Origin of the sequence: Scandinavium sp. M-37, assembly GCF_043558715.1 — a bacterium.
Classification (GTDB): Bacteria; Pseudomonadota; Gammaproteobacteria; order Enterobacterales; family Enterobacteriaceae; genus Scandinavium; species Scandinavium vulneris_A.
Genome location: NZ_JBIGIN010000012.1, coordinates 96,333 through 117,455 on the forward strand (window position 1 = coordinate 96,333; position 21,123 = coordinate 117,455).

22 protein-coding genes are annotated in these 21,123 nt (G+C 57.2%); 10 read left to right on the plus strand and 12 right to left on the minus strand.

Features of this window, described 5'->3' with window-relative positions; all coding sequences use genetic code 11:
* Positions 1 to 393 precede the first annotated feature (393 nt).
* A complete protein-coding gene (gene cysS, locus ACG0Z5_RS11100; RefSeq protein ID WP_394447294.1) occupies positions 394 to 1,779 on the minus strand; it encodes a cysteine--tRNA ligase in 1,386 nt (461 codons plus the stop codon).
* Positions 1,780 to 1,952: 173 nt separating this feature from the next.
* On the opposite strand from cysS, the gene ppiB reads away from it, so the two are divergent.
* Both ppiB and lpxH read left to right on the plus strand, forming a co-directional pair.
* A complete protein-coding gene (gene ppiB / locus ACG0Z5_RS11105) occupies positions 1,953 to 2,447 on the plus strand; it encodes a peptidylprolyl isomerase B (RefSeq protein ID WP_394447296.1) in 495 nt (164 codons plus the stop codon).
* 3 nt (positions 2,448 to 2,450) lie between these two features.
* Positions 2,451 to 3,173, plus strand: coding sequence for a UDP-2,3-diacylglucosamine diphosphatase (gene lpxH, locus ACG0Z5_RS11110; RefSeq protein WP_394447298.1), 723 nt, complete (start codon positions 2,451 to 2,453; stop codon positions 3,171 to 3,173).
* Positions 3,174 to 3,182: 9 nt separating this feature from the next.
* On the opposite strand, the gene ACG0Z5_RS11115 is transcribed toward lpxH, so the two are convergent.
* Positions 3,183 to 3,443 carry a DUF2534 family protein gene (locus ACG0Z5_RS11115; RefSeq protein WP_319626818.1) on the minus strand — a complete coding sequence of 87 codons (261 nt, stop codon included), beginning with the start codon at positions 3,441 to 3,443 and terminating at the stop codon, positions 3,183 to 3,185.
* A 235-nt stretch (positions 3,444 to 3,678) separates the two neighbouring features.
* Between ACG0Z5_RS11115 and purE the strand changes: the two genes are divergently transcribed.
* The 3 genes from purE (at position 3,679) to mnmH (ending at position 6,413) form a co-directional block, all read left to right on the plus strand.
* The gene (purE, locus tag ACG0Z5_RS11120) at positions 3,679 to 4,188 is read left to right on the plus strand and encodes a 5-(carboxyamino)imidazole ribonucleotide mutase (protein ID WP_394447301.1); all 510 of its coding nucleotides are present in this window, start codon (positions 3,679 to 3,681) and stop codon (positions 4,186 to 4,188) included.
* The gene (purK, locus tag ACG0Z5_RS11125; protein ID WP_394447303.1) at positions 4,185 to 5,252 is read left to right on the plus strand and encodes a 5-(carboxyamino)imidazole ribonucleotide synthase; all 1,068 of its coding nucleotides are present in this window, start codon (positions 4,185 to 4,187) and stop codon (positions 5,250 to 5,252) included. The genes purE and purK overlap by 4 nt, the downstream gene beginning before the upstream one ends.
* A 90-nt stretch (positions 5,253 to 5,342) precedes the next feature.
* On the plus strand, positions 5,343 to 6,413 hold the full coding sequence (gene mnmH, locus ACG0Z5_RS11130) for a tRNA 2-selenouridine(34) synthase MnmH (RefSeq protein WP_394447305.1): 1,071 nt from the start codon (positions 5,343 to 5,345) through the stop codon (positions 6,411 to 6,413).
* A gap of 61 nt (positions 6,414 to 6,474) precedes the next feature.
* Here the strand turns inward: mnmH and ybbP are convergent, their stop codons facing one another.
* Together ybbP and ybbA are read right to left on the minus strand one after the other, a co-directional pair.
* Positions 6,475 to 8,889, minus strand: coding sequence for a putative ABC transporter permease subunit YbbP (ybbP, locus tag ACG0Z5_RS11135; RefSeq protein WP_394447307.1), 2,415 nt, complete (start codon positions 8,887 to 8,889; stop codon positions 6,475 to 6,477).
* Complete coding sequence (gene ybbA, locus ACG0Z5_RS11140; RefSeq protein WP_394447309.1) at positions 8,886 to 9,572, minus strand: putative ABC transporter ATP-binding protein YbbA; 687 nt, start codon at positions 9,570 to 9,572, stop codon at positions 8,886 to 8,888. Before ybbA ends, ybbP begins: the two co-directional genes overlap by 4 nt.
* Between ybbA and tesA the strand changes: the two genes are divergently transcribed.
* The 5 genes from tesA (at position 9,540) to ACG0Z5_RS11165 (ending at position 13,410) form a co-directional block, all read left to right on the plus strand.
* Positions 9,540 to 10,166 (plus strand): multifunctional acyl-CoA thioesterase I/protease I/lysophospholipase L1, encoded by a 627-nt coding sequence (gene tesA / locus ACG0Z5_RS11145; RefSeq protein ID WP_394447311.1) that lies wholly within the window; start codon positions 9,540 to 9,542, stop codon positions 10,164 to 10,166. The two genes, ybbA and tesA, sit on opposite strands and share 33 nt — an antisense overlap.
* A gap of 28 nt (positions 10,167 to 10,194) precedes the next feature.
* Positions 10,195 to 10,965: an SDR family oxidoreductase gene (locus ACG0Z5_RS11150; protein ID WP_394447313.1), complete on the plus strand. Its 771-nt coding sequence runs from the start codon at positions 10,195 to 10,197 to the stop codon at positions 10,963 to 10,965.
* 68 nt (positions 10,966 to 11,033) lie between these two features.
* The gene (locus tag ACG0Z5_RS11155) at positions 11,034 to 11,888 is read left to right on the plus strand and encodes a co-chaperone YbbN (RefSeq protein WP_394447315.1); all 855 of its coding nucleotides are present in this window, start codon (positions 11,034 to 11,036) and stop codon (positions 11,886 to 11,888) included.
* A gap of 155 nt (positions 11,889 to 12,043) precedes the next feature.
* The gene (locus ACG0Z5_RS11160) at positions 12,044 to 12,961 is read left to right on the plus strand and encodes an SPFH domain-containing protein (protein WP_394447317.1); all 918 of its coding nucleotides are present in this window, start codon (positions 12,044 to 12,046) and stop codon (positions 12,959 to 12,961) included.
* Positions 12,958 to 13,410 (plus strand): NfeD family protein, encoded by a 453-nt coding sequence (locus ACG0Z5_RS11165; RefSeq protein ID WP_394447319.1) that lies wholly within the window; start codon positions 12,958 to 12,960, stop codon positions 13,408 to 13,410. The genes ACG0Z5_RS11160 and ACG0Z5_RS11165 overlap by 4 nt, the downstream gene beginning before the upstream one ends.
* Here the strand turns inward: ACG0Z5_RS11165 and cueR are convergent, their stop codons facing one another.
* The 8 genes from cueR to tssF form a co-directional block, all read right to left on the minus strand.
* Positions 13,411 to 13,815, minus strand: coding sequence for a Cu(I)-responsive transcriptional regulator (cueR, locus tag ACG0Z5_RS11170; protein WP_319626805.1), 405 nt, complete (start codon positions 13,813 to 13,815; stop codon positions 13,411 to 13,413).
* Positions 13,816 to 13,851: 36 nt separating this feature from the next.
* A complete protein-coding gene (locus ACG0Z5_RS11175) occupies positions 13,852 to 15,312 on the minus strand; it encodes a TrkH family potassium uptake protein (protein WP_394447322.1) in 1,461 nt (486 codons plus the stop codon).
* A 110-nt stretch (positions 15,313 to 15,422) separates the two neighbouring features.
* Positions 15,423 to 16,793, minus strand: coding sequence for a VasL domain-containing protein (locus ACG0Z5_RS11180; RefSeq protein WP_394447324.1), 1,371 nt, complete (start codon positions 16,791 to 16,793; stop codon positions 15,423 to 15,425).
* Positions 16,794 to 16,821: 28 nt separating this feature from the next.
* Entirely contained in the window at positions 16,822 to 17,292 is a 471-nt protein-coding gene (locus ACG0Z5_RS11185; protein ID WP_394447326.1) for a hypothetical protein, read from the minus strand.
* 26 nt (positions 17,293 to 17,318) lie between these two features.
* Positions 17,319 to 17,774 (minus strand): type VI secretion system baseplate subunit TssE, encoded by a 456-nt coding sequence (gene tssE / locus ACG0Z5_RS11190; protein ID WP_394447328.1) that lies wholly within the window; start codon positions 17,772 to 17,774, stop codon positions 17,319 to 17,321.
* Positions 17,774 to 18,307 carry a type VI secretion system lipoprotein TssJ gene (gene tssJ / locus ACG0Z5_RS11195; RefSeq protein ID WP_394447349.1) on the minus strand — a complete coding sequence of 178 codons (534 nt, stop codon included), beginning with the start codon at positions 18,305 to 18,307 and terminating at the stop codon, positions 17,774 to 17,776. The genes tssE and tssJ overlap by 1 nt, the downstream gene beginning before the upstream one ends.
* Positions 18,285 to 19,388 carry a type VI secretion system baseplate subunit TssG gene (tssG, locus tag ACG0Z5_RS11200; RefSeq protein ID WP_394447330.1) on the minus strand — a complete coding sequence of 368 codons (1,104 nt, stop codon included), beginning with the start codon at positions 19,386 to 19,388 and terminating at the stop codon, positions 18,285 to 18,287. The genes tssJ and tssG overlap by 23 nt, the downstream gene beginning before the upstream one ends.
* The gene (gene tssF, locus ACG0Z5_RS11205) at positions 19,343 to 21,106 is read right to left on the minus strand and encodes a type VI secretion system baseplate subunit TssF (RefSeq protein ID WP_394447333.1); all 1,764 of its coding nucleotides are present in this window, start codon (positions 21,104 to 21,106) and stop codon (positions 19,343 to 19,345) included. The genes tssG and tssF overlap by 46 nt, the downstream gene beginning before the upstream one ends.
* Positions 21,107 to 21,123: the final 17 nt, after the last annotated feature.

Here is a 21,123-nt window from a genome sequence, read left to right on the forward strand (position 1 = left end):
ATGTTAGTAAATAGATCAGCTCTAGAAAGCGTATTCGCGCATTATCGCACATCAGACTGTATAGGAAAGAGGCTTTATTTTTTAAATCAGCACCAATAATCAAGACGCTGAATGTTTACATAATAAATCATCAATAAAACAAATGAATATAAAAGCGAAAACAAGAAAAAACACATTCAAATCAAGACACAACAGGTATATCTCGTGAAAAACGAAGAGTTGAATAAAGATATCTGAATAATCTATTCAGTTAAATTAATAACGATAACTCACATATCCTTGGCGAAAAATAAATGACGAGAGATAGAAGCGCGGGAACAAAAACATAAAGAAGGCAGCAAGGGAGGGATATGCCCCCCTCACACAAAGAGGAGGGCATTAACATCAAGCGGATTACTTACGGCGCCAGGTTGTCCCCTGGGCACCGTCTTCCAGCACGATACCCATTTCGTTCAGACGGTCACGCGCCGCATCGGCTAACGCCCAGTCTTTCGACTGACGCGCTTCCAGACGCTGTTTGATTAACGCTTCGATTTCCGCGACTTCGCCGTCATCAGCCTGTGCCCCACCCTGTAAGAACGCTTCCGGATCCTGAGCCAACAGGCCCAGCACGCCGGAGAGTTTGCGCAGATGCGACGCCATGGCATTCGCCGCAGCCACATCTTCGCCCTTCAAACGGTTGACTTCACGCGCCATGTCGAACAGCACGGAATAGGCTTCCGGGGTGTTGAAATCGTCGTCCATCGCTTCACGGAAACGGGCTTCGAACGCCTCACCGCCTGCGGCTTCAACGGACGCATCGGTGCCGCGCAGCGCGGTGTACAGACGCTCCAGCGCAGAGCGCGCCTGCTTGAGGTTCTCTTCGCTGTAGTTCAGTTGGCTGCGGTAGTGGCCCGACATCAGGAAGTAACGCACGGTTTCCGCGTCGTAATACTTCAGCACGTCGCGCACGGTGAAGAAGTTGCCCAGCGATTTGGACATTTTTTCACGATCGACCATCACCATCCCGGAGTGCATCCAGGTGTTGACGTATTCGCCATCGTGCGCACAGGTGGACTGCGCGATTTCATTTTCGTGGTGCGGGAACATCAGATCCGAGCCGCCACCGTGAATGTCGAAATGGGAACCGAGCTGTTTGCAGTTCATTGCCGAACATTCGATATGCCAGCCTGGACGGCCTGCACCCCACGGAGACGGCCAGCTTGGTTCGTCCGCTTTCGACATTTTCCATAGCACGAAGTCCATTGGGTTACGTTTGACGTCAACCACGTCAACGCGTGCGCCCGCCTGCAGATTTTCCAGATCCTGACGCGACAGCAGACCATAATTCGGATCGCTAGGCACCGAGAACATCACGTCGCCGTTTTCTGCGACATACGCGTGACCACGGGCGATCAGGCGCTCAGTGATTTCAATAATTTCGTGTATATGATGCGTCGCGCGCGGTTCGTTGTCCGGACGCAGAATGTTCAGTGCATCAAAATCTTTGTGCATTTCGGCAATCATGCGGTCAACCAGCGCCACAAAATCTTCGCCGTTTTCATTCGCGCGCTTGATGATTTTGTCGTCGATATCGGTGATGTTGCGCACGTATTTTAGCTTGTAGCCGAGGAAACGCAGATAGCGGGACACCACGTCGAACGCCACAAACGTACGGCCATGGCCGATGTGACAGAGATCGTAAACGGTAATACCACACACGTACATGCCGACTTCCCCGGCATGGATAGGTTTGAATTCCTCTTTTTGGCGCGTCAGTGTATTAAAGATTTTTAACATTGAAGATTCCATGTAAACGTGTGTGGTCGTAAACGGCATATTCTACACGTAAATTCATTCCGGAAGCAGCACGCATTGCAAGATGATCGAACCCGTCGGTTATGCTATAACACCCCTCTATATGTGACCCTCATGTGGGTCGACGTACCACTATATCGAAACAGGATGCAAAAATGGTTACTTTCCACACCAATCACGGCGATATCGTAATCAAAACTTTTGATGATAAAGCGCCTGGAACCGTTAAAAACTTCCTCGACTACTGCCGCGAAGGTTTTTACGACAACACCATTTTCCACCGTGTTATCAATGGCTTTATGATCCAGGGCGGCGGCTTTGAGCCAGGCATGAATCAGAAAGCGACCAAAGATCAGATCAAAAACGAAGCCAACAACGGCCTGAAAAATACCCGTGGTACGCTGGCAATGGCCCGTACTCAGGCGCCACACTCCGCTACCGCACAGTTCTTCATCAACGTGGTCGACAACGACTTCCTGAACTTCTCTGGCGAAAACCTGCAGGGTTGGGGCTACTGCGTGTTTGCAGAAGTGGCTGAAGGCATGGACGTGGTCGATAAGATCAAAGCCGTGGCAACTGGCCGCAGCGGTATGCATCAGGACGTGCCAAAAGAAGATGTGATCATCACAAGCGTTACCGTCAGCGAGTAATCGGTGGCGACACTCTTTATTGCAGATTTGCATCTGCACCCAGAAGAACCGGCGATCACCGCCGGTTTTCTGCGTTTTTTACGCGGTGAAGCCCGCCGCGCCGACGCGCTGTACATTCTCGGCGATCTGTTCGAGGCCTGGATTGGCGACGACGATCCGCAGCCGTTACATCAGCAAATAGCGAAAGAAATCAACGCGCTGGTTGCGTCTGGTGTGCCTTGCTATTTCATTCACGGCAACCGCGATTTTCTGCTCGGGAAGCGTTTTGCCCGCGAAAGCGGCATGACGTTACTACCGGAAGAACAACGCCTTGAGTTATACGGGCGTCCGGTGCTGATTCTGCACGGCGACACGCTGTGTACTGACGATGCGGGCTACCAGGCGTTTCGCGCCAAAGTCCACCAGCCCTGGCTGCAAACGCTCTTCCTCGCCTTACCGCTGTTTATTCGCCGCCGCATCGCCGCCAAAATGCGCGACGGCAGCAAAAGCGCCAACAGCCATAAATCGATGGAGATCATGGACGTGAATCCGCAGGCCGTCGTCGCGGCGATGGAAAAACATCACGTTCAATGGCTGATTCACGGGCACACGCATCGCCCCGCCGTCCACGAACTGACCGCCAATGGTCAGCCTGCGTTTCGCGTAGTGCTGGGCGCCTGGCATTCAGAGGGCTCGATGGTCAAAGTGACCACCGATAATGTCGAACTGATACCCTTTCCTTTCTGACCGCCGCAATCAGCCGCGATCGTCTTTCGGGCCGAGGAAGTAAAAGCCAAACGGCAGCGAACCAATGATGGTGAACATCACGCTGTAGATGGCGGCCCATGCTCCCTGAATGAAGTACATTGACACGCTCCACTGCTCCATCGGCAGGTTGTACTGATCTTCTACGCCCTGAAACGTGACTTTAGAAACGACGGTCACGGCGATAATGAAAACGATCGCCACAGCGGTCAGAAATTTTTTCCCCTCCGGGGTGTGAAGAATCTTCAGCATACATGCTCCTTACGATGGTGCTGCGAGTGTCGCAGTCAGTTTTATCAAACAGGCAAATCCTGCGGTGACTTTACCGTATTTTGCGCCGCGATGGGCCAGATTTACAGGAACAGATAAAACCGTCTCTCATTCGCCCATCAACTGGCCGCGCAACCGTTTTCCTTGACGTTTTTCCGTGCTATTCTCTGTGGCCTTCAAAGCAGTGTGTTCCACACCCACAGGAGTTTTAAGACGCATGTCTTCCCGCAACAATCCGGCGCGTGTCGCCATCGTGATGGGGTCCAAAAGCGACTGGGCTACCATGCAGTTTGCCGCTGAAATCCTCGATACCCTGAACGTTCCGCACCACGTGGAAGTGGTCTCCGCACACCGCACGCCGGACAAACTGTTCAGCTTTGCCGAAACCGCAGAAGACAATGGTTTTCAGGTGATTATCGCCGGAGCGGGCGGCGCGGCACATCTGCCGGGCATGATTGCAGCGAAAACTCTGGTGCCGGTACTGGGCGTCCCTGTTCAAAGCGCGGCCCTCAGCGGCGTTGACAGCCTCTATTCTATCGTTCAGATGCCACGTGGCATTCCGGTCGGCACCCTGGCAATTGGTAAAGCAGGTGCCGCAAACGCCGCACTGCTGGCTGCACAGATTCTGGCGAGCCACGACGGCGAGCTACATCAGCGTCTGGCCGAGTGGCGTAAAGCGCAGACCGACGAGGTTCTGGAGAATCCGGACCCGCGGGGTGATGCATGAAGCAAGTTTGCGTCCTCGGCAATGGTCAGTTAGGCCGTATGCTGCGTCAGGCCGGTGAACCGCTGGGCATTGATGTCTGGCCGGTTGGCCTGGAAGCCGATCCGGAAGCGGTTCCGTTCCAGCAAAGCGTGATTACTGCCGAAATTGAACGCTGGCCGGAAACCGCCCTGACCCGCGAGCTGGCGCGTCATCCTGCCTTCGTTAACCGTGACGTGTTCCCGGTGATCGCCGACCGTCTGACGCAAAAACAGCTGTTCGATAAACTGAATCTGGCCACCGCGCCGTGGCAGTTGCTGGCCGACAAAGCGGAATGGCCGGGCGTGTTCACCCGTCTCGGCGAGCTGGCCATCGTCAAGCGCCGCACCGGCGGCTACGATGGTCGCGGCCAGTGGCGTCTGCGTGAGGGCGACACTGGCCAACTGCCGGAGGACTGCTACGGCGAGTGTATCGTTGAACAAGGCATCAACTTCAGCGGAGAAGTGTCGCTGGTCGGTGCGCGGGCGCATGACGGGCGCACGGTGTTCTATCCGCTGACCCATAACCTGCACCAGGACGGTATTCTGCGCGTCAGCGTCGCCTTCCCGCAGGCCAATGCCCAGCAACAAGCGCAAGCCGAAAGTATGCTGACGGCTATCATGAACGAGCTGAACTACGTCGGCGTGATGGCGATGGAGTGTTTCATCACCCCAGCAGGTCTGCTGATTAACGAGCTGGCCCCGCGCGTCCACAACAGCGGGCACTGGACGCAAAATGGCGCCTCCATCAGCCAGTTTGAGCTGCATCTGCGCGCGATCACCGACCTGCCGCTGCCGTCGCCGGTGATTAATAGCCCGTCGGTGATGGTGAATCTGATTGGCACCGACCTGAACTACGACTGGCTGAAGCTGCCGCTGGTGCATCTGCACTGGTATCATAAAGAGGTGCGCGAAGGCCGCAAAGTGGGCCATCTCAACCTCACCGACAGCGACACCGGGTGCTTAAGCGCTACGCTGGAAGCGCTGATCCCTCTGCTTCCGGCGGAATACACCAGCGGTATCGCCTGGGCCCAGTCCAAATTGAATTAACCTATCTGGCCGGGGATTGATCTTCACCTTCCCCGGCCCCCGCTTACACGCGTAGAATCCCCCCATGCTTTTTCAATCAAGGAATGCTCCATGACTAATGGGACGGATTTCCGCGCCATTCTGCGTGTCGGAACGCCCATCATCGACGTGCGCGCCCCGGTAGAGTTCCATCAGGGTTGCATGCCTGCAGCCATCAATCTGCCGCTGATGAATGACGAAGAGCGCGCCGCCGTGGGAACCTGCTACAAGCGCCACGGCGCCGATGCCGCGCTGAAACTCGGGCAAACGCTGGTCGCGGGCGATAAACGCCAGCAGCGCATTGACGCCTGGCGCGAAACCATTCGCCGTCAGCCTGAGGCTATTTTGTGCTGCGCCCGTGGCGGGCAGCGCTCGCACATCACCCAACAGTGGCTGCGCGAGGCGGGCATCGATGTGCCGCTGATCGTCGGCGGCTATAAATCCCTGCGGCAAACGGCGCTGACGGTGACGACAGAATTCGTCGAGCGCCCGATGGTGCTGGTAGGCGGCTGTACCGGCAACGGCAAAACGCTGCTGGTTCAGGCCCATCCTTCGGGTATCGATCTGGAAGGTCTGGCCCATCATCGCGGCTCCTCGTTTGGCCGCACGCTGCAACCGCAGCTCTCACAGGCGAGTTTTGAAAATGAGCTGGCAACCGAGCTGTTGAAAAAAGAGGCGTCGCGCTGGGTGCTGGAAGATGAAGGCCATATGATCGGCGCCAATCATCTGCCGGAATGCCTGCGCAACCGCATGGCACAATCGCCGATTGCGGTGGTGGAAGATCCATTTGAGGTGCGGCTGGAACGCCTACGGGAAGAGTACTTTACCCGTATGCATCACGATTTTCTTCAGGCGTTTGGCGAGGAAAAAGGCTGGCAGGAATACAGCGACTATCTGCATCAGGGATTGTTTGCCATTCGTCGCCGATTGGGGTTGCAGCGTTTCGCCGAGCTGACCGCCAGGCTGGATGGATCCCTGGTTGAGCAGCAGCGCACCGGCTCTACCGAAGCGCATTTTAGCTGGCTTTCGCCGCTGTTGGCGGAATATTACGACCCGATGTACCGCTATCAACTCGGCAAAAAGGCGGGGATGATTGTGTTTCGTGGAAGTTTTGAGGACGTTGCCGCCTGGCTGGCGGCATGACGTATTTTCTCCGGCGGCGCTTCGCTTGCGCGGGCCTACAGGTTTTGTAGGCCCGACGGATTTACATGCTGAATTGGCGGAACAGCGCTTTGCCTTTCAGCAGACGCAGCCCCAGCCAGCCGCCGCACAGTGAGAGTAAAATCCCGCCGCTCAACGGGAGTGTGACCCACAGTCGCCAGTCGGGCTCCCACGGGAAATCGAACACTTTAGTTTGCAACACCGCCAGCGCGGTTTCGGCCCCGATCGCCGCTACCAGACCTGACACCAGCCCAAGCAGTGCAAATTCAGCCCACAGCGTAGTGCGCAGCAGCGATTTCCCCGCGCCCAATGTCCGCCAGACCACCAGTTCCTGATGACGCTGACGCATCCCCACCTGGACCTGCGCCAACAACAGCAGCACGCCGCACAGCGTCACCAGCACTACCATCACTTCCAGCGCCCGGCTGACCTGCTCCAGCACCTGGCCGACCTGCTTGAGGATCGCGCCAATGTCCAGCAGGCTGACGGTCGGGAATTCGCGGTTGAGCTGGGTCAGCAGCGCGTTACCGTTATCCCAGCGGAAGCTGGTGAGCCAGCTTTGCGGCTGCCCGTCCAGCGCCCCATCCGGAAAGATGAAGTAGAAATTGGGTCGCAGACTTTCCCAGTCCACTTTGCGCAGGCTGGTGATTTTGGCGCTGAATGCCTGGGTGTCACCGGTGAAGGTCACGCTATCACCCACTCCGATATTCAGCCGTTTCGCCAGGCCCTCTTCAATCGACACTTCCCCCGTTTTCGGCGGCCATGTCCCGGCGGTCACTGAATTATGCTCCAGGGCCTGGCTCTGCCAGGTCAGGTTCAGCTCGCGGTTCAGGGCTTCATCTTTATTACCGTCGGTCGATTGACCGTTGATGTCACTCAGTCGCGCACGCACGATCGGGTAGAAGGTGGACGGGATCACCTGACGATCGGCGAGGAATTCCTTCACCGGCCCAACCTGATCCGGCGCGATGTTGATCAGGAAATAGTTCGGGCTTTCCGGCGGAAGCTGCTGCTGCCAACGATCCAGCAGATCGCCGCGCAGCACCAGTAACAGCGCCAGTAGCATAAACGACAGCGAAAACGCGGCCAGTTGGCTGAGCGTAGACCACGGCTGGCGCAGCAGACGGCTGACCGCCAGACGCAATGCCAGTGATTTCAGGGTCACCCGTTTGAGCACGTTCAGCAGCAACCAGCCCACAAGCCCGCACAGCACCGCCAACACGACTGCCCCCGCCAGCACCGACCACAACAGCATCGAGCCGCCCATCAGCCAGGCCAGCAGCCCAACGACAATCACCGCGATAACCGGGATGTAAAATTTCAGCGGCCAGACGTTGGCCACCGCATCACGACGCAACACGCGTAACGGCTGGGTCGCCAGCAACAGACGCCACGGACGCATCCCCACCAGCAGCGAAATCACCACCATAGCGCCAATGGCCCACAGCCACGGCCAGAGGCTGGCAGGCGGTAACGCCGCAGGCAGTACCGGTTTGAGCAGAATCATCAGGATGGATTCAAACAGCAGCCCCATCGCCCCGCCGCTGACCAGCGATAACAGCAGCAACATCGCCCATTGCCCGAGGATAAGCTTGCGCAACTGCGCCCGCCCGGCCCCGAGCGTTTTGAGCACCGCCACCAGGTCATATCGACTGCGGCAGTAATGGCCCATCGCCACCGCCACCGCAGCCACCGCCAGCAGCAGCGTCAACAGGGCCGAGAGCAACAGGAACTGCTGCGAGCGCTCGAGAGATTTGCCCAGCGCACCTTCGTCCTGCTCGAGGCCAATCCAGCGCTGATCGGGTTTCAACTGCGGCAACAGCCACTTCTCGTAATCGGCTAGCTGCTGCGCCGTACCGCCAAACTTGTAGCGCCAGCTGACGCGACTGCCCGGCTGGACCGCTCCGGTTTTCTCGACGTCTGCTACGTTCATCATCAGACGCGGCGCCATCTGGAACGGGTTGAAGCCGGAATCCGGCTCCTGAATGACTTCCCCGGCGATGCGCAGCGTGGCGTCGCCGACGTCAATGTTATCGCCGGTTTTCAGATTGAGCAGGGCCATCAGGCGCGAGGCCAGCAAGACGCTGCCCGCCTGCGGTTTAAGGCCCGGTGGAGAAGTCTCCAGCTTGCCGTACATCGGGTAGATATCATCCACCGCCTTAACGCTCGCCAACTGCGGCGTGTCCCCGGCGAAGGTCATGGTGGCGAAACTGAGCTGCTCCCCCACCTGCAACCCCATTTCGCGGGCTTTGCTCAGCCATTCCTCCGGGGCAGCGCGAGCGGTGCGTAGCGTTCTGTCACCCGCCATAAATTCACGGCTTTGCTGGCTGAGGCCTTTGTCCATCCGATCGCTGATATTGCCGAGCGCCAGCACACAGGCTACCGCCAGACTCAGCGCCAGCCAGACTATCAGCAGCGACGGCGAGCGCCATTCGCGCCAAAACCAACGGGCAATCATGACTCCTCCTGCAACTGTCCGTTGATCAGCCGCAACCGTCGGTCACAGCGGGCGGCCAGCGCCGGGTCGTGTGTCACTAACACCAGAGTCGTGCCGTGCTCACGGTTGAGAGAAAACAGCAGGTCGGCGATGCGATCGCCGGTCTGGCGGTCGAGGTTGCCGGTCGGCTCATCGGCAAACAGTAGGTCGGGACGGCCATTAAACGCCCGGGCCAGCGCCACGCGCTGCTGTTCGCCCCCGGACAGCTGGGCCGGTAAATGGTGCAGACGTTTGCCGAGCCCGAGCTGTTCCAACAGCGCTTTGGCGTGGCTACGCCCCTGACTGTCGGTTTCCCCCCGCAGCAGCGCCGGCAGCTCGACGTTTTCCAGCGCATTGAGAGTGGGGATCAGCATAAAAGACTGGAAGACAAAACCGACGTGCCGAGCGCGTAACGCCGCTCGAGCCTCTTCATCCATCGCATGCAGCGGTTGCCCTATCAGTTTCACTTCTCCGCTGCTGCCGTCGTCCAGCCCGGCGAGGATCGCCAACAGCGTCGACTTGCCTGAACCCGACTCGCCCACCAGCGCGATGCTCTGCCCCCGTTTGACAAGCAGCTCAACTCCGGTAAGGATGGAAAGTTCCTGCTCACCCTGACCGACGGATTTCTTAAGATGATGAACTTCAAGTATGTTTTCCGCTGGCATGTGCCGTTCCTGTTTCTGTTGCTGTTAACCTGTCGCGCGGCGTTTGCCGACACGCTGTTAATTCTGGGTGACAGTCTGAGCGCCGGATATCGCATGGCGGCAACCGCCGCGTGGCCCGCGCTCCTGAATGAAAAGTGGCAGCCGAAGACCGAGGTTGTCAACGCCAGTATTAGCGGGGATACCTCGCAGCAGGGGCTGGCGCGTCTGCCCGCGTTGCTTAAGCAACACCAGCCACGCTGGGTGCTGGTCGAGCTGGGCGGCAATGATGGCCTGCGCGGATTTCAGCCTCAGCAAACCGAGCAGACCCTGCGCACTATCCTGAAGGATGTGAAAGCCGCTAACGCCCAGCCGCTGTTAATGCAAATTCGTCTGCCTGCAAACTATGGCCGTCGGTATAATGAGGCCTTTAGCGCGATATATCCGCAGCTTGCCCGCGAGTTCGATATTCCTCTGCTGCCCTTTTTCATGGAAGAGGTCTATCTGAAACCGCAATGGATGCAGGATGATGGCATTCACCCCAATCGTGACGCCCAGCCGTTTATCGCGGACTGGATGGCGACACGTCTGGCACCCTTAGTTAAACACGACTCGTAAAAATACGGAGTTGTCATCAGGTAAAGTTATGCAAAAAACGGTCTTAATTACAGGATGTTCCAGCGGTATTGGGCTGGAAAGCGCGCTGGAACTCAAACGCGACGGTTTTCGCGTGCTGGCCGCGTGTCGTAAGCCGGAAGACGTGGCTCGCATGACGGAATTGGGGCTGACCGGTGTGCAGCTCGATCTGGATGATCCAGCCTGCGTCGAACGCGCCGCAGACGAGATTATTGCCCTGAGCGAAAACCGCCTGTACGGCATTTTCAACAATGCCGGTTACGGCGTTTACGGTCCACTCAACACCCTGAGTCGCACCCAGCTTGAGCAGCAGTTTTCGTCCAACTTTTTTGGCACCCACCAGCTGACCATGCGCCTGCTGCCCGCCATGGTGCCGCACGGTGAAGGCCGCATCGTGATGACGTCCTCGGTGATGGGCCTGATTTCCACGCCGGGACGCGGGGCGTATGCCGCCAGTAAATACGCGCTGGAGGCCTGGTCCGACGCGCTGCGCATGGAATTACGCCACAGCGGCATTAAGGTCAGCCTGATTGAACCCGGCCCGATCCGCACTCGTTTTACCGACAACGTCAACCAGACCCAGGCCGATAAACCGGTCGAGAACCCGGGCATTGCCGCACGTTTTACCCTCGGCCCGGAGGCAGTTGTGGCAAAAGTGCGCCATGCTTTCAGCAGTGATAAACCGAAAATGCGCTATCCGGTGACGCTGGTCACGCATGCGGTGATGCTGCTTAAGCGTCTGTTACCGGGGCGAATGATGGACAAAATTTTGCAGGGCTGAGTTGAAGCCCCGTCCTCCGCCCCCATCTCAATGAGATATTGACTCAAATCGAATAAAGAGAATGACTTATGTCTGCACAGTATATCGTTAACATTACCGAAGCTAACCTGCATCAGACGCTGGAGCAGTCGGCCACCGTTCCTGTGCTGTTTTACTTCTGGTCACCGCGCAGCCAACATTGCGAGCAGCTCACGCCAGTACTGGAAAGCCTCGCCAACCAATATCAGGGGCAGTTCATTCTGGCCAAACTCGACTGCGACGCCGAGCAGATGATTGCCTCCCAGTTCGGCCTGCGCGCCATTCCGACCGTGTACCTGTTCCAGAACGGTCAGCCGGTGGACGGCTTCCAGGGCCCGCAGCCAGAAGACGTTATCCGTGCGCTGCTCGATAAAGTGCTGCCGCGTGAAGAAGAACTTAAGGCCCAGCAGGCCATGCAATTGATGCAGGAAGGCAACCACGCCGAGGCGCTGCCGTTACTGAAAGACGCCTGGCAGATGTCGAATCAGGACAGCCAGATTGGCCTGCTGCTGGCCGAAACGCAGATTGCCCTGAACCGCTCCGAAGACGCTGAGGCCACGCTGAAAACCGTCCCGCTGCAGGATCAGGACACCCGCTATCAGGGTCTGGTGGCGCAAATTGAGCTGCTGAAACAGGCGGCAGACACCCCGGAAATCCAGCAGTTGCAACAGCAGGTAGCGGAACGTCCGGACGATGCGGCCCTCGCCTCACAGCTGGCACTGCAGCTGCATCAGGTTGGGCGCAATGAAGAAGCGCTGGAGCTGCTGTTCAGCCATCTGCGTAAAGACCTGGGTGCCGCCGACGGACAGGCGCGTAAAATGCTGCAAGAGATCCTTGCCGCGTTAGGCACGGGCGATGCGCTGGCCTCAAAATACCGTCGCCTGCTGTACTCCCTGCTGTACTGATATCCCCTCCCCTGGCGGCACTCTGCCGCTGGGGCATTTTGTTCGTTTTTTGCCCTTTAGAACGTTAGCGCTGCACGCTAAATAAAAGTTATACTTCCTGTACCGCCCCTGACATGTAAGTCCAAGGGTTTCTCAGTAAAAACAGGAGGTTTTTAATGCTTATTTTTATTCCGGTCCTAATTTTCGTGGCGCTGGTGATTGTCGGCGCTGGCGTCAAGATCGTGCCGCAGGGCTACCAATGGACGGTCGAGCGTTTCGGTCGTTATACCAATACGCTGCAGCCGGGTCTGAGCCTGGTGGTGCCCTTTATGGACCGCATCGGCCGTAAAATTAATATGATGGAACAGGTGCTGGATATCCCGTCGCAGGAAGTTATCTCCAAAGATAACGCCAACGTTTCGATTGATGCGGTGTGTTTTATTCAGGTGATTGATGCCCCGAAAGCGGCGTATGAAGTCAGCAACCTGGAACTGGCGATCATCAACCTGACGATGACCAATATCCGTACCGTGCTGGGCTCGATGGAGCTTGATGAAATGCTCTCCCAGCGTGACAACATCAACACCCGCCTGCTGCATATCGTCGATGAAGCCACCAATCCGTGGGGCATCAAAATCACCCGTATTGAAATTCGCGATGTGCGTCCACCGGCTGAACTTATCGACGCGATGAATGCGCAGATGAAAGCCGAACGTACTAAACGTGCCTATATTCTGGAAGCCGAAGGGATCCGCCAGGCGCAGATCGTGAAAGCCGAAGGGGAAAAGCAGTCGAAGATCCTGCGAGCGGAGGGTGAGCGTCAGTCCACGTTCCTGCAAGCGGAAGCGCGTGAGCGTTCTGCGGAAGCAGAAGCCCGCGCGACGCAGATGGTGTCCGAAGCGATTGCCGCCGGGGATATTCAGGCGGTGAACTACTTCGTGGCGCAGAAATACACCGATGCACTGCAGCAGATTGGCTCATCCAGTAACAGCAAAGTGGTGATGATGCCGCTGGATGCCAGCAGCCTGATGGGCTCCATTGCCGGGATCGCCGAGCTGATTAAAGGCAGCGCCGACGAGCGGAAAAAACCATGATTGATGCTCTCCTCGCCCACCCGCATATTTTCTGGCTGAGTCTCGGCGGCGTGCTGCTGGCGGCGGAAATGCTTGGGGGCAATGGCTATCTGCTGTGGAGTGGCGTGGCAGCGATTGTCACCGGTCTGCTGGTGTGGCTGTTGCCTTTTGGCTGGGAGTGGCAAGGGGCAGTGTTTGCCGGGCTGACGCTATTGGCAGCCTGGCTGTGGTGGCGCTGGCTGTCTCACCGCGTGAGGCAGCAGCCCCGCGCCGACAGCCAGCTCAATCAGCGCGGTCAGCAGCTGATTGGGAAGGTGTTTATTCTGGAAGCCCCGCTCAGCAACGGACACGGTCATGTGCGCGTCGGCGATAGCTCCTGGCCAGTGATTGCAGAAGAGGATCTCCCGGCGGGCAGTCGCGTGGAGGTCGTTTCCGTTGACGGCATTACGCTAAAAGTACGCCCGCACTAATCACGCTTTACGATGACAGCAGCCGGAGAGATTATCCATAATCGGGCATTCGGCGCTGTCATCCCCCGGACACGCCTCCGCCAGCGCCAGCAGTTGTTTACGCATCCCCTGAAGTTCCTTAATGTGACGTTCGATATCCGCCACTTTTTGCAAGGTGCGCGCTTTTACGTCCGCACTGTGACGGCCCGGATCGTTAAACAGATTCACCAGCTCGCCGCACTCTTCCAGATTAAAGCCCACCTGACGGGCCTGGCGGAGCAGCGTCAACTCATCCAGATGCTTTTGCGTGTAGCTGCGATAGCCGTTGTCGCTACGCAACGGAGGGGTCACCAGCCCTTTCTCTTCGTAAAAACGAATCGCTTTGCTGGTTAACCCGGTTTTCTTCGCAACATCGCTGATATTCATCACATTCGACTCCATGGATCCCATGCGGATTTACGTTTAGCTGCGCCAGAAGGTTCTCGACAGCAGAATAAGGACCGGATAAATCTCCAGACGACCTAGCAACATAGCCCCGCAGAGCAAATATTTGGCGGCGTCGTTGAGCGGGCCAAACCCCGCCGCGGTAGCGCCAAATCCTAAGCCCATATTATTAATGCAGGCGGCGACGGAGGCAAATGAAGTGAGCAAATCGTAGCCCAACAGGTTTAGCGCCCAGATAAAACCGCAGGTGCAGAGGATGTACAGAAAGAAGAAGCTCCAGACCGAGCGCATCACCCTGTCGTTAATCACCGTGTTACCGACGCGCACGCTCATGATGGCGCGCGGATGGGCCAACTGATGCACTTCATGCCGGCTTTGGCGAAAGAGGATCAGAAAACGCAGGGCTTTGATGCCGCCGCAGGTTGAGCCGACGCAGCCACCGAAGAAACTGGCGGACAGCAGCAGGACCACCACGTGCGTCGGCCACGAGGCGTAATCTGCCGTCGCCAGGCCGTTATCGGTGATCATCGAACTGACGAGGAAGAAAGAGTGGACGAACGAGGCGGGCAAGGTGTACATCCCGGCACGCCAGACTTCGAAGGTGATTACCGCCACGACCACCGCCACCACGCTGAGGAAAAAGCGCAGTTCGCTGTTACGGCGAAACGGTTTCAGGCTGCGACGCGAGAGCGCCACGAAATAGAGGGTAAAGTTGACCGCAGACAGCAGCGAGAAGCCGCCCGCCACCAGCTCAATGGCGTAACTATCGTAGTAGCCGATGCTTTCACTTTGAGTCGAAAAACCGCCCAGAGATACCGTCGACAGGCCATGACACAGCGCATCAAAGAACGGCATCCCGGCGAGGAAAAAAGCCAGCGTACAGGCCAGTCCCAGCAGCAAATAGGTGAACCACAGGCTTTTGGCAGTATCGGCCAGCCGGGGCGTAAGGCGTTCTTCTTTAAACGGGCCGGGCATTTCCGACTGATACAGCTTCATGCCCCCGATGCCCAGTAACGGCAGCACCGCCACCGCCAGTACAATAACGCCCAAGCCGCCGATAAAGTTCAGCTGTGAGCGGTAATAGAGCACCGAGCGTGGCAGGTTGCTTACGTCGCTGAAAATGGATGCACCGGTGGTGGTAATTCCCGATATGCCTTCGAACATCGCATCCGCAAGGGAAATGTTCAGCGAATCATCCAGCCACAGCGGCATGGCGCTGATCAGCGAGAACAACAGCCAGAACAGGACGATGATGATAAATCCGTCGCGCGTTTCAAGCTGGATTTTCGACTGACGGGTTAACCCCCAGCCGATCAGCCCGGTTGGAAAAAAAAGGGCAAACGTGGAAAGGAACGCAAACAGGCTACGTTCCTTGTCGACCAACGCGAGCAGCATCGGCGGGATCATGGTCAGGCTATACAGCACGACCAGAAAAGCGCAGAGATGGATGACAACCTTAAAGCGTGTCGAAATATACATGCTGATGATATGACGTCGATTAATCAGAATGACGGCAGTATAAGTGATTTAGACGACAGCATTTTGTTTTGCTAAGGCAAATCAGACACACCCGGTGTTTTCCCAGCGGATTATTGCTCTTTCTGCGCGCTATCCAGCTGTGCATAGCGGGTAATGAGCTGTTTCAGCCGCTGCTCGGTTTGCAGTTTCTGCGCCGCCGAAATACTCTGCGGATTATCCTGTGCGGCCATTTGTCGCAACAGTTCTTCAGTCGGCACCGCGCGATTAAACGCCTGGGTCGCAGCAAACACCTGCGATTTCAGTTCGCTGACGGTAAGGTATTTTCCCTTTTGCCCATCGAGCGCGTTCAGCCTGTCGGTCAGAGTCTGCAACGTGGCCATGCCGTCATGCCAGCCGTTGAGCGTGTCATCCGTCATCCGGTTTAACGCTATTTTTTGCTGCCACTGATTACGCATCGCAACAAGCTGAGCGTTATTCGGCCACAGGGCTTGCGCCTGATCCAGCAGCGCATTGCCCTGCTGTTGCGGCCATTGTGGCGGCAAAGATGCCAGGGTATCCAGCCGGGAGGCGGTCTGTTTCAGCCAGACATCGGCATTCATTTTACCCGTACCGGCCTCGCGTAGCCGCTGGATTTCAGCGTGGCTGAGCGCCTGCGGCAACGTTGCCACCGACGCACTCAGCGCCTGCGCGGTGCCGTCAACCTGGTGCAGGGTATTCCAGCCCCACAGCACCACGGCCCCCAGCAGCAAGGCCGAACATGCCCCGGCGGCAAACGCAGGCCAGCGCGGCTGCACAGACGGTGGCGGCGAGGGTTCATGCACCACTTCCACCGTCATCTCTGGCTCCTGACGAATCACGTAGACCAGCCGACTCTCAGGGGCGCGCTCGCGCTCAACGCCAGGCTCCTGCAACGCCTGCACCGGCAGCGCAATAGCGGGGGCTGGCGTTGCCTGGGACGCGCTGTTTTCCAGCCGGGTCACCGCGCTGCTTATCTGCCCCAGTAGCGGCGAGAGCTGGCAGACCTGCTTCAGCCCCTGACGCGTCAAAATATCGTCCAGCGCCCGCAGCTGCTTTTCTGCTTCATACAGCGGGGACAGGTCTTCGTGGGTCAGCGTAAAAGTGCGGAACACTTTCTGCAAACGCTGGCTAAGGCCGCTCAGGATCTCCGCCCGGGAGGCGGTTTGCAGCGGCCAGACCTGCGCCCACTGATGTGCCAACAGCGCGTTGAGGATAGCCATGCCTTCGTTCAGCCCGTTAATCCGCGCCAGATGGCTGCGGGCCAGGGTGTACCAGGCGGCGGTTTGCAGCTCAACGCCGTTTTGTTCAAATAGCGAAAGGGACAGGCTTTCGACCCGCGCCCAGTTCACGTCCGGACGCGCCGGGTGCGTTAATTTACTCATCTCTTCACGCAGGGTGGTGAAGTCTGCAAGGATGCGCGGATCGCCGCCGGTTTTTACCGGGCGAGGTTTTGCGTCGTACATAGTGATTTCATCCCTAAAAGGCGTGTTATCAGGGCAGCAGCCCGGCAATCATTTCGAAGAAGGCGTCCTCGCTGAACGCACTTCTGCGCGCGCCGGGCACACCAACCGGGCTACAGGTCCAGTCGACGCTTTCACTGCAACGCATAAATAGTCGAAACTGCGGCGTGGCGCGCCCCTGCATACACAGGGAGACTTCCACGCAGCCGGTAACGCCCTGGCCGTACAAAAATACCGGAGTGAATTTTATTTCACGGTTGTCGTAGCGCAGGCTCAGCGCCGGAACGGTGAAGGTTTTTCCCCCTACCAACAAATCGCTGAGCGCGACGTCATCGGACGCAATGCTGATCCCGGTGTCCGTGAGCCACGCGGCCATATTTTCCTGAAGCTCTCCCATCCGCAGACGCAGGTCGGCGATATCGGCTTCACTCTTGCTGTCAAAATCGCGACGGCGAGGCTGTTGGTCCTGCAGTTTTTTAAGAAATTGTGCTTTGGCTGACATGCTTTCCCTGCCATTGGTCGCCCGACCTAAATCCGGGCCTTATTATCAAAATAGTTCTGCTGTTTGAGATGACGAATCAACACCCGACCTTCGGGCATAAACTCGGTGCCGTAGCGCACCAGGCCAATGCCTTTTAGTTCGGCGTCGATGGCATAACGCAGTTCGCCGGGGATGGCCTGGTCCTGCATCACCACGTTGATGCTGCTCAGCCGTGGTTCATATTTGAGCAGCACCACCGAGAGGGTGCTCATCAGCTGATGTGCGGTGCCAGGCAGGCCTTGCAGAATAGTGGTCATATCCGGCAGACCGTAATCCGGGATATGCGCCAGGGTGCCGGCACGACAGTTAAGGATCCGCTGCATGTTATCCAGTACCGACAAAATCACCTGGTTCTGTTCGCTGACCTGATGGAGATCGAGCCCGCCGGTGAAATTGCCGTACAGGAGTTCGTAGAGCGAGGGGCTGAAATGGCTGTCAGGCATCAGTCATCCTTAACGGGTAGCAGGGTTAACGTCTGCTGGTTGAGTTCGATGTGACGCGCATCCTCAGGATCCAAATCCTGACGGCTCATCACTACGCGCCAGCTGTTTTTCTCCTGATCCGGCGTGAGGAACATGGCCGCAACCGCCACAAACTGAGCGCCCTCTTCCATTGGCATATCCACGCTTACCGATTCACCTGGACGCACGCGCAGGTCTTTTTCTGCCACCAGATCGGTTTTTAGCGCCTCGTTGTCGGAGGCAAATAAAGAGGGATAATCCGTGCTGTCAAAGGCCTTGCGCTCTTTGAGCTGATAGATACGCACCACGGTCGCCAGCGCGTTGCCCTGGGCATTATTGTTGATGGCATCACGAGCACGAATATCGAGATGCAGCGTTTTTATCTGCTTATAAAAAATAGATTTCGTCATCGCTACGGTGCCGTCGCTGACTTTCTGGGTTAACCCACAGCCACTCAGTAATAAGCACATCAGCATCCCCGCTGTAATCCCTTTATTCCCGATAATTGCCTTCATCATCTGCTTCTCTTCTATGAGGCTGTTCCAACAAGCGCTGGTAACGCCCCAGATTAATAGTAATGGTATTCTGCCCGGCCTTCGGGCCAGTTTGATCCTGACGACGCATCACTGCCGTTCTTCCCAGCTGCACGCCATTTCCCCCGGATTTACAGGAGAGCGAGGCATCCGGGAGCAGCTCGCGATCCAGCGTCAGCGTGATACGTAAATCGAGCCGTGCGCCCAGATAGACCTGCAACAGCGCCAGAAAATCACGATGCAGTGCGCTACCCGGCAGCCAGGACATCGCCTCATCGGGGTTATCCGTGCGCAGCCGCAGGTGAGCCTGATGATTCACATCGATGGCATGACTGCCCATCACCGGACGATTGCCCAACGATACCGGGCGGCTGGCGCTCATGCGCAGCGTGGATTTCAGCGCCACGCGGGCAGGATCGTGCGGCACGATATCTGCCTGGGTATCGGGTGCCAGCAACTGCACGATAGCCATGATCCCTTCGCTGGTTCGCGTGGGCAGCCGCATCAGGCCCGGCAGCGCAAGAAAGCGTGAAATCGGCGTGGCGATATTCTCTGCGCACCCTTTTAATCCAAGCCCCGCCAGGCTCAGCAAATATTGCGACGTTTTGTCTTTCCCGCCGGGCTGAAACGAGGCGGGCCACGAGTATTTACGCCAGATGCGGTAATACTGGGTGATCAACCGATGGTTAAAAATATCCAGAAAATCGCTGACCGCTTCATGACCTTCACGACGCTGGGTTATGTCATCAATACAGGCTGTCGGTAGCGGAGATTCCACGCCATACAGCCCCATGAAGGTGACCATGGCACTGGCGGGTTTATCGGGTTCATCCGGAATATCCAGACGTTTAAACTCTCCGGCTGGAAAACCCATACCGGGATGTGGACGAAAACGAATCGGATCGTTACTGATTTTCCAGGTACTGCCGAGCGCTGGGGCATCTGGCTGGCTTTGCTCCAGCAACTGGCAAAAACGGTAAAAGTTGGTCCGGCTGATATCGTCCTGTAACTGCGCCGTTAGCCGGGCAGTCGCTGATTGTGATTCTCTTTCCATCGGATGCATGTATTTTCCGGCTGAACGATAAGAGTGAGCTGATTGAACAGGTGGATATCGCTGTAGAGCGCAAGAAAACGATTGAGCATTTCCCCAAACAGGTAAATATCGCCTTCACCGCTAAAGCCGTTGCTGTCGAGGGTAACTTCAATATCCACGCCCCTGAGCAAATGACCTTTTTCGAAGCGCTGAACCAGGTGGTGCTGTACGTCGAGAATGGCATCCAGCCGACGCAGGTTCATCTCGTCGTGCTGCCAGTTGTAAAGTTCCAGCGTGCTGCGCAACACCTCTGCGCTGCTCATAATATTGAGGAAGCTGGAACCCAAATGGCTCAGTACGCGCCAATGGAAACTGTCTTCAGCCGGTGGATAGGCTGGCAGCGTCGGCTTACACAGGTTTCTGACTTTAAGGCGGGTTTGCGTCACCTGCTCGCAGCGGTCAAGCAACGTGCTCATCAGCGCCTTACGCGGCAGTTGGCCGTTGGTGCCCGTCACTTTCAGTGACAGCGTTTCACCGTTGATTACCCGATCGGTTTCCCAGAGATCGCCCCCCAGAATCAGCCAGGTGTCATACAACCCACTCGGCCCACGACGGACGCGGGTATGGTAATAGCGCGACGGTGCTTCGCGGCGCATCATGCCACCGCGATGGCGGAAACTGGTGAACGGCACATACTGCGCGTCGTTGGTGCGCTTCGACCCGAGAACAGAGTCAACCGAGTAGATTTCCGTATGCCCATCCTGTAATCGCCTTGGGCGCAGCAAATACTCACTTTCGAGCCCATTGATGCGCAGCGGATCGGCCTGAAGCGTGAACAGGTTAATCACCGGCACACAGTGCAGACACAGCGCATGGTCCATCACCGGCAGCTCGCTGTTCCACTGGGTACTGAACACCACTTCAATATCGAAGGAGGTCAGACCCGCAGGAAAGGTGATGTCCTCAAGGCCGTTCAGGTGCACGAAGCGGAACTTGTCGCGAAAGGTAAAGTATTCCAGCAGCAGCTGATAGCCGCTAAACGCGCTGTCGCCTTTCGGCCAGAGGCGATCTTCATCGCGAAAACCACCGGGGGAGAACCCGCCGTCAATCGCAATTCTGTCGGTCTGACCGGGCAGGCGCAAATATAGCCCGGCCTGGCGACGGGTTAACGCCAGATGCAGGGCGTTACTGACCGGAGCCTCACCCGTCAGGTAAAACGCCAGGCGGCGTAAATCGCACTGCTTCCAGTCCGTCAGCGGATTGCAAGCAATTCGCAGCCGCAGCAGAGAACGTCCGTCCGGCTCGGTTTCCATCGACACCCGCGTCAGCTTCAGCGGGTTCAGCGGCATATCGCGCGTGGTCCGGTACTGACAAACGGTCTGCTTCGCGCCTACAGGACGGGAGTAAACTTCCAGCCCGGCGTTCACCGTCTCACCCATTTTCATCCCGGCGATATCGGGCTCCAGTGACACCACGGACATCGACGGGATCGTTTTCAGATAGTGCGGCCAGAGCTGGCTCACCAGCCCTTCCGTTAACTCCGGCAGATCGTCATCAATTTTTTCGCGCAGACGCCCCATCGAAAAAGCGAAGCCTTCGAACAGGCGCTCCACGTACGGATCGGGGGTTCCCGCCTTATCCAGATCGAGCAACGCAGCCCGATCCGGATGCGCGCGGGAAAACTCTTTTGCGGCATCACGTAAATAACGCATTTCTGCGTCAAAATAGCGCAGGGTTAAATCGTCCATCGAGTAGCCCTAATGAA

Coding starts and splice junctions, on each gene's coding strand:
- tssJ (WP_394447349.1), bottom strand. CDS start 18,307: ATGAAGGCAATTATCGGGAATAAAGGGATTACAGCGGGGATGCTGATG.
- ACG0Z5_RS11165 (WP_394447319.1), top strand. CDS start 12,958: ATGATTGATGCTCTCCTCGCCCACCCGCATATTTTCTGGCTGAGTCTC.
- ybbA (WP_394447309.1), bottom strand. CDS start 9,572: ATGCCAGCGGAAAACATACTTGAAGTTCATCATCTTAAGAAATCCGTC.
- ACG0Z5_RS11150 (WP_394447313.1), top strand. CDS start 10,195: ATGCAAAAAACGGTCTTAATTACAGGATGTTCCAGCGGTATTGGGCTG.
- ppiB (WP_394447296.1), top strand. CDS start 1,953: ATGGTTACTTTCCACACCAATCACGGCGATATCGTAATCAAAACTTTT.
- purK (WP_394447303.1), top strand. CDS start 4,185: ATGAAGCAAGTTTGCGTCCTCGGCAATGGTCAGTTAGGCCGTATGCTG.
- ACG0Z5_RS11160 (WP_394447317.1), top strand. CDS start 12,044: ATGCTTATTTTTATTCCGGTCCTAATTTTCGTGGCGCTGGTGATTGTC.
- ACG0Z5_RS11185 (WP_394447326.1), bottom strand. CDS start 17,292: ATGTCAGCCAAAGCACAATTTCTTAAAAAACTGCAGGACCAACAGCCT.
- tssG (WP_394447330.1), bottom strand. CDS start 19,388: ATGCATCCGATGGAAAGAGAATCACAATCAGCGACTGCCCGGCTAACG.
- cueR (WP_319626805.1), bottom strand. CDS start 13,815: ATGAATATCAGCGATGTTGCGAAGAAAACCGGGTTAACCAGCAAAGCG.
- mnmH (WP_394447305.1), top strand. CDS start 5,343: ATGACTAATGGGACGGATTTCCGCGCCATTCTGCGTGTCGGAACGCCC.
- tesA (WP_394447311.1), top strand. CDS start 9,540: ATGATGAACTTCAAGTATGTTTTCCGCTGGCATGTGCCGTTCCTGTTT.
- ACG0Z5_RS11175 (WP_394447322.1), bottom strand. CDS start 15,312: ATGTATATTTCGACACGCTTTAAGGTTGTCATCCATCTCTGCGCTTTT.
- ACG0Z5_RS11180 (WP_394447324.1), bottom strand. CDS start 16,793: ATGTACGACGCAAAACCTCGCCCGGTAAAAACCGGCGGCGATCCGCGC.
- purE (WP_394447301.1), top strand. CDS start 3,679: ATGTCTTCCCGCAACAATCCGGCGCGTGTCGCCATCGTGATGGGGTCC.
- ybbP (WP_394447307.1), bottom strand. CDS start 8,889: ATGATTGCCCGTTGGTTTTGGCGCGAATGGCGCTCGCCGTCGCTGCTG.
- ACG0Z5_RS11115 (WP_319626818.1), bottom strand. CDS start 3,443: ATGCTGAAGATTCTTCACACCCCGGAGGGGAAAAAATTTCTGACCGCT.
- tssF (WP_394447333.1), bottom strand. CDS start 21,106: ATGGACGATTTAACCCTGCGCTATTTTGACGCAGAAATGCGTTATTTA.
- ACG0Z5_RS11155 (WP_394447315.1), top strand. CDS start 11,034: ATGTCTGCACAGTATATCGTTAACATTACCGAAGCTAACCTGCATCAG.
- cysS (WP_394447294.1), bottom strand. CDS start 1,779: ATGTTAAAAATCTTTAATACACTGACGCGCCAAAAAGAGGAATTCAAA.
- tssE (WP_394447328.1), bottom strand. CDS start 17,774: ATGCCTGACAGCCATTTCAGCCCCTCGCTCTACGAACTCCTGTACGGC.